Origin of the sequence: Halosubterraneus shenae, assembly GCF_050510935.1 — an archaeon.
Lineage (GTDB): Archaea > Halobacteriota > Halobacteria > Halobacteriales > Haloferacaceae > JBDGPU01.
Genome location: NZ_JBNLVO010000003.1, coordinates 26,210 through 40,978, shown reverse-complemented (window position 1 = coordinate 40,978; position 14,769 = coordinate 26,210). Strand labels below are relative to the sequence as shown.

At 68.8% G+C, this 14,769-nt stretch carries 12 protein-coding genes; 6 read left to right on the top strand and 6 right to left on the bottom strand.

The window, feature by feature from the left end; translation table 11 throughout:
- Window positions 1-64: 64 nt before the first annotated feature.
- The 5 genes from ACQE3M_RS06660 to ACQE3M_RS06640 form a co-directional block, all read right to left on the bottom strand.
- A complete protein-coding gene (locus ACQE3M_RS06660; RefSeq protein WP_430504773.1) occupies window positions 65-343 on the bottom strand; it encodes a DNA-directed RNA polymerase subunit L in 279 nt (92 codons plus the stop codon).
- Window positions 344-566: 223 nt separating this feature from the next.
- Complete coding sequence (locus ACQE3M_RS06655) at window positions 567-1,208, bottom strand: 30S ribosomal protein S3ae (RefSeq protein ID WP_430504772.1); 642 nt, start codon at window positions 1,206-1,208, stop codon at window positions 567-569.
- A complete protein-coding gene (locus ACQE3M_RS06650; protein WP_430504771.1) occupies window positions 1,205-1,489 on the bottom strand; it encodes a KEOPS complex subunit Pcc1 in 285 nt (94 codons plus the stop codon). The genes ACQE3M_RS06655 and ACQE3M_RS06650 overlap by 4 nt, the downstream gene beginning before the upstream one ends.
- Window positions 1,486-2,658, bottom strand: coding sequence for an exonuclease RecJ (locus ACQE3M_RS06645; RefSeq protein ID WP_430504770.1), 1,173 nt, complete (start codon window positions 2,656-2,658; stop codon window positions 1,486-1,488). Before ACQE3M_RS06645 ends, ACQE3M_RS06650 begins: the two co-directional genes overlap by 4 nt.
- 61 nt (window positions 2,659-2,719) lie before the next feature.
- Window positions 2,720-3,187, bottom strand: coding sequence for a 30S ribosomal protein S15 (locus ACQE3M_RS06640; RefSeq protein WP_430504769.1), 468 nt, complete (start codon window positions 3,185-3,187; stop codon window positions 2,720-2,722).
- Window positions 3,188-4,175: 988 nt separating this feature from the next.
- Here ACQE3M_RS06640 and trkA point away from each other — a divergent pair.
- The 3 genes from trkA (at window position 4,176) to ACQE3M_RS06625 (ending at window position 8,812) form a co-directional block, all read left to right on the top strand.
- Window positions 4,176-5,513, top strand: coding sequence for a Trk system potassium transporter TrkA (gene trkA / locus ACQE3M_RS06635; protein WP_430504768.1), 1,338 nt, complete (start codon window positions 4,176-4,178; stop codon window positions 5,511-5,513).
- Between the two features lie 90 nt (window positions 5,514-5,603).
- Window positions 5,604-7,133, top strand: a complete 1,530-nt coding sequence (locus tag ACQE3M_RS06630) for a TrkH family potassium uptake protein (RefSeq protein WP_430504767.1) — start codon at window positions 5,604-5,606, stop codon at window positions 7,131-7,133.
- Window positions 7,134-7,243: 110 nt separating this feature from the next.
- Window positions 7,244-8,812: a TrkH family potassium uptake protein gene (locus ACQE3M_RS06625; RefSeq protein WP_430504766.1), complete on the top strand. Its 1,569-nt coding sequence runs from the start codon at window positions 7,244-7,246 to the stop codon at window positions 8,810-8,812.
- Window positions 8,813-8,854: 42 nt separating this feature from the next.
- Here ACQE3M_RS06625 and ACQE3M_RS06620 read toward each other — a convergent pair whose 3' ends face one another.
- A complete protein-coding gene (locus tag ACQE3M_RS06620) occupies window positions 8,855-9,940 on the bottom strand; it encodes an MBL fold metallo-hydrolase (protein ID WP_430504765.1) in 1,086 nt (361 codons plus the stop codon).
- Between the two features lie 903 nt (window positions 9,941-10,843).
- Between ACQE3M_RS06620 and folP the strand changes: the two genes are divergently transcribed.
- The 3 genes from folP (at window position 10,844) to ACQE3M_RS06605 (ending at window position 14,762) form a co-directional block, all read left to right on the top strand.
- Window positions 10,844-13,390 (top strand): dihydropteroate synthase, encoded by a 2,547-nt coding sequence (gene folP, locus ACQE3M_RS06615; RefSeq protein ID WP_430504763.1) that lies wholly within the window; start codon window positions 10,844-10,846, stop codon window positions 13,388-13,390.
- A 69-nt stretch (window positions 13,391-13,459) separates the two neighbouring features.
- Complete coding sequence (locus tag ACQE3M_RS06610) at window positions 13,460-14,155, top strand: RNase P subunit p30 family protein (RefSeq protein ID WP_430504762.1); 696 nt, start codon at window positions 13,460-13,462, stop codon at window positions 14,153-14,155.
- On the top strand, window positions 14,139-14,762 hold the full coding sequence (locus ACQE3M_RS06605; RefSeq protein ID WP_430504760.1) for a class I SAM-dependent methyltransferase: 624 nt from the start codon (window positions 14,139-14,141) through the stop codon (window positions 14,760-14,762). Before ACQE3M_RS06610 ends, ACQE3M_RS06605 begins: the two co-directional genes overlap by 17 nt.
- The last annotated feature ends 7 nt before the right edge of the window (window positions 14,763-14,769 follow it).

Sequence of the window (14,769 nt, the reverse complement as noted above, 5' to 3'; positions counted from 1 at the left end):
GCAATCGGCTACCGAACGAGCGCGCCGCTATCGAATCGAGCAACGTCGAGAGAACGCGGGCGCCTCAGGCCGCTTCGACTTCGTCGCGCAGCGCCGCCGTCTTGTCCATCACGTTGTCCGCGGCCGTTTCCACGGCGTCGAGGGGGTCGCCCTCGATCGTCTTCACGGTCAGGATTGGTTCCGTCTGTCCACCCGACTGCTGAGGGTTCACGTCGTACGTCGCGGCGTCGACGCCCTCCGTCTCTAAGAGCGCGCCCTTGAGGACGTTCATGAACGTGTGGTCCTCGCCGGCGACCTCGAGGCGAAGTTCCTCGTCCGTCTTGTCGATAACCCGCAGTTCCATGTCACGTACTTCGCGCGAGCGGCGTTTCAACGTTTCGTCTCGGGAGGCATGCGCGCTGGGTGAGTCCGATCTCCGCAGGACCTTTTAAATCACCCGCCCCCTGCCGTTGTCCGCGGATCCAGCAGCTCACTGGCACCGACGTCGACGTCGACGACGTCCGACCGTCGGAAGAGCGTCGCCACTCTCGGTGTAACGGAAAAAACGAAAGTGCTCGAAAGCGACCTTACTCCTCGACGGCGACTTCTTCTTCGTCGACGTCGACGGCGGTTTCCTCCTCGGCGGCGACCTCTTCCGGACGCGCTTCGAGGGTCAGCTTCTGGACCTCGACGCGGCGCAGCGGGTAGATGGTCTTCGCCTCGCCGTAGATGGCGGAGGAGAGGTGGCCCTCGGTGACGGCCTCGACGAGTTCCGCGAACGTGCGGTCCTCGGCGGCGTCGTGCACCTGGTCGATCATGATGCGGCGGATGGCCTGCTCCTGCGAGCGGTCCGCCTTCTTCGTCGTGAACGAGACGGGCTGGATGCGGACGCGGTGGTCGTCCGTCGTCAGCACCGTGATCGACGCGTCGATCTTCGAGGCGCCACGGCGGACGAGCGAGCGCAGGTAGTCCCGCGTGAGCTCGTAGCGGATGAACTCCGTGTACGCCGTGTCGGAGCCGACGTCGGTGATCTTGAACGTCAGCTTCGTGTTGTTGTCGCCGGAGTCCTGCACGAGGTCTCCGAGCGTCGTGGTGATCGTTCGGCCGACCACCATCTGCGGTTCCTCAGCGACGGTCTCCCCGATCTCGGCCCGATCGAACTGTTCGGGGGCCTGCACGGAGTACCACCGCTTGCCACTCTTCTGCTTGGATACGGATCGTTCGCTCATGTGTTAGTGTCGTGTTGTGCGGACCGATGGTCGCGTCCGCGGGCGATGACGCGGTCCGCAACCGCCAGGTTCACCACGTAGTCGTCCACCGTCGAGCGCAGCCCGCCGGTGGCGGTCCGCTCGATGGTCGTCTCGACCGTGTCGCCGTCGACACGGGAGTCCATCGAGTCGGTGTTGTCCGGGGCCAGCGCGGCCAGGACCAGGTCGGCGTCCTCGTGGGTCGTCCGCACGGTCGCCGTGCGGAGCGCCTCGGAGTCGCCGGAGTGATCCTGCCCTGTCATAGCTGGCTCCGTAGTGCTGCGACCAGTTCCGTCCCGTCCCCGTCGAAGTCGGCGGCGCCGCGCGTCGGCGAGCCCCAGCCGCTGCCGTCGACTTCGCCCGCGACCTCGCGGAGCGAGTCCCCGAGGCCGACCGGCTCCGTCGCCGCGGCCGCGAGCGCGCCGCCCTCCTCGGCGAGCGCGATGGCGACCGGTTCCGGCGACTGGAAGTCCCGGGCGAGCCGGGCGACCGTCGGCAGGACCGCGGGGTCGGCGTCGACGCGGACGACGAACGCCCCGTCGTACCGGCCCGTCGTCGCCGCATCGAGCGCGCGGTGGGCCGCGAGCCCATGCGAGCGCCACCCGTCGAAGGCGGCCGTCCGCAGGTCGTCGCTCGGCTCGTCCGCGAGCGCGAGCGCGACGCCGGTGCCGGGCGCCTCGTGGGCGAGCGCGTCCAGCACGTCGGCGTAGCCGCCGACGGTGGCGAAGGGTCCCTCGGGCGTCGCGTACGGGCGGAGCGCCCGTTCGACGCTGGAGACCGCGCGTTCGCTCGCGTCAGCCGCGGCCACGGCGTCGACGGCGACGACCGACGCGAGGCGTCGGTGGGCGTCCTCGTCGAGCTCGGCCGGCAGCTCGAGTTCCGCGAGCTTCGCGCGGGCCTCCTCGGGGTCACCCGAGGCCGGGAACCGAAGCAGCGTCGACGCCGCGAGCCCGTCGGCCAGGTCGGCCGTGGGCAGCGCGACACCCGGACGCCGGTCCACGAGGCCGTTCTGAGTGGCAGCCTCGAGCGCGTCGCCGGAGCCGTCAGCGCCGGGGATCGATCCCGCGGCGACGACGCCGGCGAGCGCGAGCACCGGATCCGGCGTGGCACCGAGCTCGCGAGCGACCGCGAAGGCGGTCGTGCTCGCGGGGCGCCCCTCGCCGGGGATCGCGTGCGGGCCGTCGCCGGCGCCGATGGTGACCGTGAGGTCACTCTCGTCGGCAGTCTCCGGCTCCGTGGCCGCCTCAGTGACGAGGTCCGCCGCGACGCGCACCTGGAACGGGTCGTCCCGATCCTGGAGTGCGCGGGCGAGCAGTCCCGCCGCTGCCAGGGCGTCACCGTCGTCGCGGGCGACGAGCCGGACGAACGGCGCGTCGCGCACGGCGCCGGCGATGGCGGTGGGGCTGGCGTCAGCGACTGCGGCTTCGGTCATGGGATGGTGTGGTGGGTTGGTTGGTCAGCGTGGTGCTGTCCTGGTGGTGCGGAGCGTCGAGTTACTCTTCGAGCAGTTCGACGGCGACTTCGTAGTTGTACGTGAAGTCCTCGTCGAGCTCGTCGCCTCGGTAGTAGTCGGCGAGCCGGCGGATCTTCGCTTCCGTGTTCTGGAGCGCCCGCTTGTTCTGGTGGTCCTGCGGGTTCTCCTCCATGTGGTCACGGAGGTTGACGGCCTGCTCGATGAGGTTGCGAAGGTCCGAGGGGAGTTCGGGGTCGGCGTCGTTCTCCTCGAGGATCTCGGTGACCTTCTTCCCGGTCGCCAGCTTGACGTCCGGGATCGGCGTGCCCTTCACGCCCTCGTCGCGCAGTTTGAGCCCGATCATCGCGGGATCGTGGCCCTGTTCCGCCAGTTCGACGACGCGCTCTTCGATGGCGTCTTCGTCGACGTCGCTCCACTCCGGAGGCTCGTCCGCCACGGGGTTGTCCGAACCGGACGACCCGCGGCTTGGATTGTGCATTCGTGTCATTGGTATACTTGGAACGGCACAACCGCAAAAGCGTGACCGCGACTCCGACGGCGGTCGGCCGAGGCGCACTCCACGCCCTGGACCGGCTGCCGCGGGAGCCGACGGTGCACTGCCGCAATCCCAAGCCGTGGAATCCCACGGCGAGTCGGATTTGCAGCTGCGCTGTTCCCATTCGTGATCAGACGAGACGGGTTCTTAAGCGTGTTCTCTTGCTTCGACTGTCGAGTACTCGTCTCAGTCGGGAGCAGTTGCTGGGCTGGAAAATCAGACGTTGCCGCCGACACCACTCGGCACACCCAGAAAGCCCCAGCCGCTGACTGGTCGCGCTGCTCGCTTCGCTCCTCACCCGGCTCGCTCCCTCACTCCGTTCGGTCGCTCGCCGGGTTGCGGTGCTTACGTCGCAGGGCGTCCCGCGCAGCGGCTGCCCCTTTCAGTCCCGCCCCGGAGTGGTGGGCCGAGCGTCGTTCGCGGCGGCTGTCGGGCGGTCGTCGCTCGCCGGCTGGCCGGCGTGCGGTGCAGGGCGGTCGGCGCGCGCGAGCAACGCGTGCGAGGGAGGCCGGCGCCGAGGCGGTGCAGTTCCGGCGCCGGCCGAGGCTGGGGAGGGTGAGGTATGCAGGAGCTGGTGCGGTGCTGTCGCGGTCGCGGTGCCGTCCTGGCGGACTGAAAGGGCGACGGCCGCTGCGCGGGAGGGGAGTCGCTGAGCCGACCCCTATCCACGGCGGGCGGTGCGGAGAGCCGTGGATATGTCGCTCAGCGACCGCGAGCGGCCGAGGGCTTTCTGGGCGTTTGCGGTGCTGTCGAGCGCAAGACCGTCTCACCTGTCCTTACCTGTTTATTAAGAGCGACCGAAGTCCGTCGAGAAGCCGACGAGGGCGACGAGCGCGACAGCGATTCAGCCCCGGCATATCAATAATAGCGCTTCGCCGAAAGCAACCCATTTACGAGTTGACTCCGAACGCCGTGCTATGACCTGTGAGGGGGCGGTTCTATGCGCGTCGTGATCATCGGTGCGGGGGAGGTCGGCGAGAGTATCGCGGACGACCTCCAGTACGACCACGACGTCGTGATCGTAGAGCAGGACGAGGACCGCGCGGACGAGCTTACCTACTCGCTCGACGTGTTGACCATCGCCGGTGACGGCACCGAGGTCTCGACGCTCGAGGAGGCGGACGTCGCGGCGGCGGACATGGTGCTGGCGACGACGGACGACGACGAGACGAACATCGTCGCCTGCTCGACGAGCAAGGCCCTCTCGGACTCGTTCACGATCGCCCGGATCAAGAACACGAAGTACCTCGACACCTGGGAGCGCGACGAGGGGAGCTTCGGCATCGACCACATGGTCTGTACGAACCTCCTCACCGCGGAGACGATCACGCGGATCGTCGGGCTCCCCGCCGCGCGCGACGTCGACGTGTTCGGCGGCGGCTGCGTCCAGATGGCGGAGTTCGAGATCGGCGAGGACTGCCCGATCACGGACCAGACAGTTCAGGAGGCTGACCGCTTCGCGTCGCTCACGTTCGCGGCGATCCTCCGGAACGACCACGTCGAGATCCCGACGGGTAGCACGCGGATCCGGGCCGGCGACCGGATCGTCGTCATCGGCTCCCCGGGGAGCATCCGGGAGTTCGCCCGCGACCTCGAACCGGAGAAGTCGCCGGGCGAGTCCGAGGAGGTCGTCGTCATCGGCGGCTCGGAGATCGGCTACCACGTCTGTCGCCTGCTGGAGGAGCGCGGGCTCTCCCCGCGGCTCATCGAGGAGGACGAGGCTCGCGCGCGTCAGCTCGCCGAGGAGCTGCCCGGCACGCTCGTGATGGAGTCGGACGCGACGGACGTCGGGTTCCTGGAACGCGAGCACATCGGCGACGCCGACATCCTCGTGTCGACGCTCGATTCCGACGAGAAGAACCTCCTCGAATGCCTCCTCGCGAACCGGCTCGGCGTCGAACGCACCGTCGCGGTGATCGACCAGACGCGGTACGTCGACCTCTTCGAGACGGTCGGGATCGAGGTCGGCCTCTCGCCGCGGAGCGTGGTCGCCGAGGAGATTACCCGGTTCACGCAGGCCGACACGACCGAGAACATCGCCTTCATCGAGACTGACAAAGCGGAGGTCATCGAGGTCGAGATCGACGCGGAGAGCGTCCTCGCCGGGCGGTCGATCCAGGATGCCATCGGTGAGTTCCCCGAGGGCGTCGTCATCGGGGCGATCATCCGCGACGGCGAGTTCGTGGTTCCGCGCGGCGACACGGAGGTGCAGGTGGGCGACAGCGTCGTCGCCTTCGTCAGCGCCGACGCCATCGAGGAAGCGACGGCGAAGTTCTGACAGACCGCCTCGCCCGCGGCCCGAGCGTTCAGGAGGACCGATTTCCTCGAGATCAGCCCCCGACGTGACCGATACGAGAACGCGATCGACATGAGCATCACTGACCGCTTCCGACCCGGAAACGTCCAGATACGCGTCAACTGGCGCGTCAGCATCGGCCTCGTCGGCAGCATCCTGAAGTGGCTCACGATCCCGCTCGGGTTCCCCCTGTTGCTCGCGGCCTACTACGGCGAACCGGTCTCCCCGTTCCTGGTGACGATGGCGATCACGCTAGGGAGCGGCCTCGGTCTGGAGCGGCTCCGCGGTGCCGACGAGCTCCGCGGCCGCGAGGCGTTTCTCATGGTCTCGCTCGCGTGGCTGACCGTCGCTCTCGTTGGCGCGGTTCCCTTCCTCCTCGGCGGTAACGGCGTCCTCGCGGACCCCGTCGACGCGCTGTTCGAGTCGATGAGCGGCATCTCGACGACCGGCGCGACGGTACTGGAGGACTTCTCCGTCCACGGCAAGGCGATGCTGATGTGGCGCCAGACGCTCCAGTGGATCGGCGGGCTCGGCGTGCTCGTGCTCGCCATCTCCGTACTCTCACAGCTCTCGGTCGGTGGCGCACAGCTGATGGAGACCGAGACCCAGACACAGAACGTCCACAAGCTGACGCCACAGATCGCGGGCACGGCCCGGCTCCTCTGGAAGCTCTACGCCGGGATCACCTTGCTGTGTGCGGGCATGCTCTACGCGCTCCACCTCGGCGGCTTCGCGCCGAACATGACGGCGTACAACGCCGTTGCCCATGCGATGACCGGGGTCGCTACCGCCGGGTTCTCGCCGGCGCCGGAGAGCGTCGGCGCCTTCTCGCGGGCGGCCCAGTGGACGATCGTCCCGTTCATGTTCGTCGGCGCGACGAACTTCATCCTCATCTACCACTTCGTGCTGGGCGAGTGGCGGCGACCGCTGGAGAACGACGAGTTCCGCCTCTATGTCGGCATCGTCGTCGGCGCCGTCGCGTTGCTCGTGGGGCTGCTCACGGTCGACCCGAGCACGCAGCTCCCGCTGGAAGCACGACTTCGTCACGGAACGTTCCAGGTCGTCTCCATCCTAACCACGACGGGCTTTGCCACGTTCGACTTCAATACCTGGTCCGCCGGGTCGAAGCACCTCCTCTTCTCGCTGATGTTCCTCGGCGGTATGGCCGGGTCGACGACCTGCTCGATCAAGCTGCTGCGCTGGCTTATCGTGCTGAAGGCGTTCCGTCGTGACCTGTTCAAGGCCGTCCACCCGGAGGCCGTCCGGCCCGTCCGCCTCAGCGGGACCGTCGTCGACGAGGAGACCGTCGTCGACGTGTACGCGTACACGCTCGTGTCGCTGGTTATCTTCGGGCTCGCGACGACGTTCGTCCTCGTGGAGAGCGCACGTCATGGGCTCGTTCTCACTGAGTTCGAGGCGACGACCGCCGCCGCGGCGACCTTCTTCAACATCGGTCCGGCGTTCGGTATCGCCGGGCCGTTCGGCAGCTACGCGCCCTTCTCGGACCTCACGAAGGTGGTGATGATCCTGCTGATGTGGATCGGCCGCATCGAGATCGTTCCCGTGCTGGTGCTTCTCACGCCGTCGTACTGGCGCTCCTGACGCCGTCGTACTGGCGCTCCTGACGCCGTAGTGAGTCGACGGCCTTTGCGGATGGAGGTGGTCGACCGCGACCCGGAGCTTATAACCGCCAGCCTCCAGAGCCGAAACATATGAGTCTCGTTCGGTCCGACGGCGGCTTTCCGGGGTCAGTCCGCGTGGACTGGCGGACGAGCGTCGCCGTGACGGGCACGGTTCTGAAGTTCCTCTCGCTGGCGATGTTCGTTCCCCTCGTCGTCGCGTTCGTCTACGGCGACGACCTGCTGGTGTTCGGCGCGACGATCTTCATCTCCCTCGCCATCGGGAGCGCACTGGAGCGGATCGACCCGGACCCCGACCTCGGGCCGCGGGAGGCCCTGCTCCTCGTCGCGATCGTCTGGCTCGTCGTCGCCGTCGTCGGCGCGATCCCGTACGTGCTGGCCGGCTGGGGCACCGAGTCGACGCTGGCCCAACCGGTCAACGCCCTCTTCGAATCGATGTCCGGGTTCACGACGACGGGCGCCACGGTAATGGGCGAGATCTCGACGGACCAGCACTCCCACGCGCTGTTGATGTGGCGGCAGGTCACCCAGTGGCTCGGCGGGATGGGGATCATCGTGCTGATGGTCGCGATCCTCCCGGAGCTCGCCGTCAACGGCGCCGAGCTCATGCAGTCGGAGGCGCCCGGGCCGAGCCTCCAGAAGCTCACGCCCCAGATCGCGGAGACAGCGCGAGTGCTGTGGATCGTCTACCTCGCCTTCACCGTACTGCTCGCGGTCCTGCTCTACGGCCTCTCGCTCGTCGGGCTGGCGCCGAACATGGACCTCTTCAACGCCATCGCGCACGCGTTCTCGACGCTCCCGACCGGCGGGTTCTCCCCACAGTCCGCGAGCATCGCGGCGTTCTCGGCGGCCGTTCAGTGGGTCATCATCCCGTTCATGGTCGTCGCCGGGACGAACTTCGCGCTGTTCTGGCACGTCTTCGACGGCGACGTCTCCGCGCTGTTCGAGGACACGGAGTTCCGCTGGTACGCAGGGGCGCTGGCGTCGATCACGGCCGTGCTGTTCGGCCTGCTTTACACCGGGACAGCGTCGGCGCAGGCCCTCGGCGGCGTCACCGCGGGCGCGCCGGAGAACGCGCTTCGACAGGCAGCCTTCCAGATCGGCTCGCTGATGAACTCCACGGGCTTCGCGACGAGCGACTTCGCGCAGTGGGGAACCGAGGGGAAGATCCTCCTGCTGTTCGCGATGTTCATCGGCGGGTCGGCCGGGTCGACTGGCGGCGGGATCAAGGTCATCCGCTGGGTCATCGTGCTGAAGGTGCTCCGCCGCGAGCTGTTCAGCACCGCGCACCCGGAGGCCGTCCAGCCGATCCGCCTCGGTAACGCCGTCGTCGACGAGGACGGCATCCGCGGCGTGTTAGCGTTCACGCTCTTGTATCTCGCGCTGTTCGGCGTCGCCGCCGTCCTCATCAGTCTGGACGCCTCGCGGGTTGGCCTGGCGCTGACTCCGCTCGAGGCGATCAGCGCGAGCCTGGCGACGATCGGCAACATCGGGCCGGGCTTCGGGATCGTCGGCCCGTACGGGAGCTATCTGATGTTCCCGGACACGAGCAAGCTGTTGATGATCTTCCTGATGTGGATCGGCCGCCTCGAGATCCTGCCGGTGCTCGTGCTGTTCACTGGCGGCTTCTGGAAACGGTAGAACCGCTACAATCGGCAGTCCTCCTTCTCGCACTCCGCGGACTTACTCGCCTTCCGTCTCGCCCTCGACCGTCCCGTAGAACCGCGTCTCGGGGAACAGCGCGTCGACGTCGACGGCCGCCGCGGGCTCCACCAGCTCGTACTCGATGCCGTCGCGCGCGACGACGCCCGCGTCCTCGAGGTGGTCCAGATGCGCGTAGGCTTCCCCCGGGCCGTGGAGGATGTGGATCGTGTGGAGGTCGCCGAAGAGGTGCGCGGAGACCGTCCAGGCGTCCGCAGGCCCGTGCTCGGCGAGGACGTCGACGACGCGCTCGGTCCGCTCGCGGTGGTGCTCGAGGATGACCGCCGCGCGTCGGCTCGGGGGGTCGATCGCGTCGCGGTGCCCGGGATGGGCACGCGCCCAGTCGCGCTCGACGATCCGAACCAGGCTCTCGGCGTACTTCTCAAGGGGATTGTCGACGCGGACGTCCGCGCCGCCGACGTTCGGCGTGTACTTCGGGAGGATGGCGTCGCCCACGAACGCCTGCATGCCGCCGTCGTCGAGGAGGGCTTCCGCTTCGCTGTTCCCGGGTGCATCCTCCAGCGACGCCGCCATCGACGACGCGTCGAACGCGAACGCCGTCAGCCCGGCCGAATGGCCCGGCAGATGGACGGCCTCGAGGCCGACGCCGTTGACCTCGAAGCGCTCGCCGTCGGAGAAGGGGATCACGTCGGGCATGCGCCCAGTCAGCCCGTGGTCGTCGCCGCCGGCGAAGTTGCGCAGCTCCTCGCGGGCATCAGCAGGCATCCCCCAGTCGTCGAAGACGCGCTCCTGGGCGGCCTCGTCCTCGAAGAAGAGCGGTTCCTCGCCCGAGACGAGCGGCGCGTCGGCCTCGTGGACGTAGACGTCCGCCCCGCTGTCGGCCTGCAGGTCGCCGGCGAGTCCGGCGTGGTCGGGGTGCCAGTGGGTGAGGTAGATCTCGTCGAGGTCCGCGACGTCGAGGCCCGCGTCCGCGAGGCCGCCCGCCAGCGTCGCGCGGACGCCGGGCATGGCGACCCCGGTATCGATCAGCGCCGTCGTCTCGCCGTCGAGGAGATAGGCGTTGTTCTGCCCCTCGAAGACGTCGTTCCCCAGGCGAATGCGTTTCACGTCTGTTGTGGTGACGGACTGGCATTTTACGCTTCCCCTTCGATTATCTGGATCTGTGGTCGGCGTGGAACCCGGTTGAACAGTGGGTCCGTTTGTTTTTGCGACAGACGGCGTATATTGAGTCGGTTTCAACGGCAGCGCAGAACCTTCGAAAGTGCTCGGCCGCTCTTGCTTATAAACAGGATGCGCAGGTGCAGACGTTGCTACTCTTGACAGCACCGCAAACACCCAGAAAGCCCTCGGCCGCTCGCGGTCGCTGAGCGACATATCCGCGCCTCTCCGCACCGCCCGGCGCGGATAGGGGTCGGCTCAGCGACTCCCCTTCGGCGCGACCGGCCATCGCCCTTTCAGTCCGCCAGGACCGCGACCGCTCCGCCACCGCAACCGCGACAGCACCGCACAGCAACCGCAAGCCTCAGCCCTCCCCAGCCTCGGCCGGGGCGCGCCGGCTCCGCACCGCCTTGGCGCGCCCCGCCCTCCCTCGCACGCGTTGCTCGCGCGCGCCGTCCGCCCCGCACCGCACGCCGGGCAGCTGGCGTACGACGGTGGCGACCCAGCCGCTGCGAGCGACGCCCCTCCACCACTCATGGGTGGGACTGAAAGGGGCAGCCGCTGAGCGGGAAGCCCTGCGAGTTAAGCACCGCAACCTGGCGAGCGAACGCAGTGAGCGAGGCGGGTGAGGAGCGCAGCGAGCAGCGCGACCGCTCAGCGGCTGGGGCTTTCTGATTGTGCCGAGTGGTGTCGCAAGCAGCGATAGCCGACTTCGTTTATAAACGAGGGCAGTCAGTAATGGGTGCTATCAAGGCATACTGAATGGTATCGCTGACAACGACGAAGACCCCGATAATCACCCATGGTTCGCGGTCCGTTACGCCTAAGCAAACCCCCGCCGACCCATCAACCATGCGCTACCACGAGGCCGCGAACTTCCTCTTCGACCTGCGGCGGTTCTCCGTCAAGCTCGGGACGGAATCGGTCGAGGCGCTCCTCGACCACCTCGGCAACCCCGGCGAGGACGTCGATTTCCTCCAGATCGCCGGCTCCAACGGCAAGGGCAGCACCGCACGCATGACCGAGTCGATCCTGCGCGAAGCCGGCCTCTCCGTCGGCCTCTACACCTCCCCACACCTCACTGACCTCTCCGAGCGCGTCCGCGTCGACGGCCACCCGATGAGCGACGACGCGATCGCCGAGTTCGTCGCGGAGGTCAAGCCCTGGCTCGTCGACCGCGCCGCCGACGGCAATCCGCTCACGTTCTTCGAGGTCGTCACCGCGATGGGGATCTGGCAGTTCGCCCGCCGCGACGTCGACGTCGCGGTCCTCGAGGTCGGGATGGGCGGCGAGTACGACGCCACCAGCGCTGTCGACCCCGCCGTGACGGCGATAACGAACGTCTCGCTGGAACACACGTCCGTCCTGGGGGACACCATCGAGGAGATCGCGCGCACCAAAGCCGCCATCGCCGCGGGCGGCACGCCGATGGTGACTGCCTGCGGCGGCGAGGCGCTCGACGTCGTCAGCGAGGTCGTCGAGGATGCCGGGAGCGACCTGACGACCGTGGACGGCCCGGGCGTCGTCGATCCGCGAACGGACGCGGACGTCCACGCGAGCTACGAGGGCCGGCTGAGCCCGACCGATGCGAGCATCGCGCTCCACGGCCCCGACTGGGACTACGACGCCCGGATCCCCCTCGTCGGCGAGTTCCAGGCGACCAACGCAGGCGTCGCCGTCGCCGTCGCGCGGCGAGCGGCCGAAGAACTCGACGCCGACGCGTTCGCGGACGGTTCACTCCCCGACGATGCCGCACGCGACGGCCTCGCCCGCGCGCACTGGCCCGGGCGCTTCGAGGTGCTCGGCACGGAGCCGTACGTCGTCCTCGACGGCGCGCACAACCCGGCCGCGTGCGCCACGCTCTCGGACACCCTCTCGACGTACGAGTACGACGACCTCCACCTCGTCTTCGCGGCGATGCACGACAAGGACCACGCCGGCTCCGTCGAGGGGCTCCCGACGCCGGACGCCGTCTACACCTGCGAGCCGGACCTCGAGCGCGCGGAGGACCCGGACGTCCTCGCGACCGTCTTCGAGGAGGCGGGCGTCGACGACGTCCACACCGGCGCGTCGGTTCAGGGTGCGCTCCGCCGGGCCCGCGAGCGGGCGGGGCCGGACGACTGCGTGCTCCTGACAGGCTCGCTGTTCGCGGTCGCCGAGGCGCGCGCGACGTACACGCGCCAGTTCGTCCCCAAGGACGTCGGCGGGATCGACGAGGCCGCCGCGACGCTCGACGACGCCGACGTGTCGCCGCCGGGGATTCGCCACATGCGCGGGAAGCTGGACCATCGGGTCGTGAAAACCCGGCTCGAACCGCGGCAGGCGAACTACTGCAAACAGCAGCTCCTCGCGCTGGGCGGCGAGTGTGCCGTCTCCGGCATCGACGCGGGCGGCGAGCTAGTCGACGTGGTGATGGCCGCGACGATGTCGGAGTTCCAGCAGTTCGTCGACGCCCTCGACGACCAGCCCTACGGGCTCCCCGAGGTCGGCGAGCGGCTCCGGCGCGAGCTCGGGATCCGCGTCGCGGACGACGAGGCTAGGTCGGGGACAAAACGCGCCACTGAGTACCCCTGGACGGACGGCACCGCCATCATGGGCATCCTCAACGTCACGCCGGACTCGTTCCACGACGGCGGGCGCCACGAGGCCTTCGAGGACGCCGTCGTGGGCGTCGAGCGCATGGTCGAGGCGGGCGCGGACGTCATCGACGTGGGCGGGGAGTCGACGCGGCCGGGTGCCGAGGTGGTCCCGGTCGAGGAGGAGATCGAGCGCGTCGTTCCGGTCGTCGAGGCGACACAGGAGGTCGACGCCGTCGCCGACGACGAGGTGCTCGTCTCGGTCGACACGCGCAAGCCCGAGGTCGCTGCGGCCGCGCTCGAGGCCGGCGCCGACGTCATCAACGACGTGACGGGGCTGGAGAACCCCGAGATGCGCGAGGTGGTCGCCGAGCACGGCTGTCCGGTCGTCGTGATGCACAGCCTGGAGGCGCCGGTCAACCCCGACCACGAGATCGAGTACGAGGACGTGGTCGAGGACGTCCTCGCGGTGCTGGAGGAGCGCCTGCTCCTGGCGGAGACCGCAGGTATCCCGCGGGAAAACGTCATCGTCGACCCCGGCCTCGGCTTCGGGAAGTCCCCCGCGGAGGACTTCGAGCTGCTCGGGCGCGTCGACGAGTTCGCGGCGCTCGGCTGCCCCGTGCTCGTCGGCCACTCCCACAAGTCCTTCCTCGGCGGCGTCGACTGCGACCCCGCGGAGCGCAAGCACGCGACGGTCGCAGGTACCGCCGTCGCCGTCGAACACGGTGCGGACATCGTCCGCGTCCACGACGTCGCGGAGAACCGGGCCGCCGTCGACGTGGTCGAGGCGGCGACGGACCCCGAGCTGGTCGACGAGGGCTGAGATAGCTTCTTTTTATAAGCGACTCCCCGAAGCGCAACGGCCAAGCCCCCGGCCATCGAAGTCGGGGACATGTACGAAGCGGTCCACGCGCACCCGGACGGCGACGCGACGGTCGCGCGGTTCGCTCGCACCGCGGCCCGGCAGGGCTACGAGGGGATCGTGGTCCGGACGCGGGACGCCGAGTTCGACGCCGCGACGATCCGCGAGGAGTACGGCGTCGACGTCGTCGACGGCGCTGAGATCCGCGAGAGCGACCCCGGGAGTGCGGGTGGCGCGGTCGGCAACTTCCGCACCGACGTCACCGTCCTCCTCGTCGCAGGCGGCGACGACGCGATGAACCGGTTCGCCGTCGAGGACGACAGCGTGGACGTGCTGACGCGGCCGATGGCCGACCGCGGGGACTTCAACCACGTGCTCGCGAAGGCGGCCAACACCCACCGGACGTACGTGGAGTTCGACTTCGGGCCGGTCCTCCGGTCGACCGGGGGCGAGCGCGTGCAGGCGCTGTCAGACCTCCGGAAGCTCCGCGAGATCGTCGACCACTTCGAGGCGCCCTACGTCGTCAGCGCGAACGCGAGCTCCCACCTGGAGCTGCGAGCGCCCCGCGAACTCCGCGCGGTCGGCGAGGCCATCGGCTTCACGCCCGAGGGGGTCGAGGCTGGACTCGAGGCCTGGGGCGAACTGGTCGCGGAGAACCGGCGGCGACGCTCCGAGGAGTTCATTGCTCCCGGGGTCGAACGTGGCCGATATGAAGAAGAGCGTTGAGGAGCACGCCGAGCGGTTCTCGGCGAAGGCGGCGGAGTACGACGAATCGAAGACCGACGAGTACCACGCGTGTGCGAACCTCGCCATCGAGCACGCGTCCCCCAACGCCGGCGACGTCGTCCTCGACCTGGGCGCCGGCACCGGCGCGATCGGCCTCGCGCTCGCGCCCGACGCGGACCGCGTGGTCCTGCGCGACGTGAGCGCGGGTATGCTCGAGCAGGCGCGCGAGAAGATCGCCGACCGCGAGCTCGACAACGTCGAGACGGCGGAGGGGACCTTCCGCGAGCCCGACTACGCAGGCCCGGCCGACGTAATCGTCTCGAACTTCGCGCTCCACCACCTCTCGGACGCGGAGAAGCGCGAGGCGATCGAGGTCATGGCCAACTACGCGCCGCGGCGGATCGTCCTCGGCGACGTGATGTTCTTCGGCTCCCCGGACCCGGCCGCTGAGTTCTACAGTCCCGAGGTCGACGACCCCTCGACGGTCGGCCATCTCGTCGACTGCTTCACCGACGTCGGCTACGCCGTCACCGCCGTCGAGCGCGTCCACGACCAGGTCGGCGTACTGGTCGCCGAGCGCCTCGGCGGCAAGGATTCCGGTGAGTAACCCACAT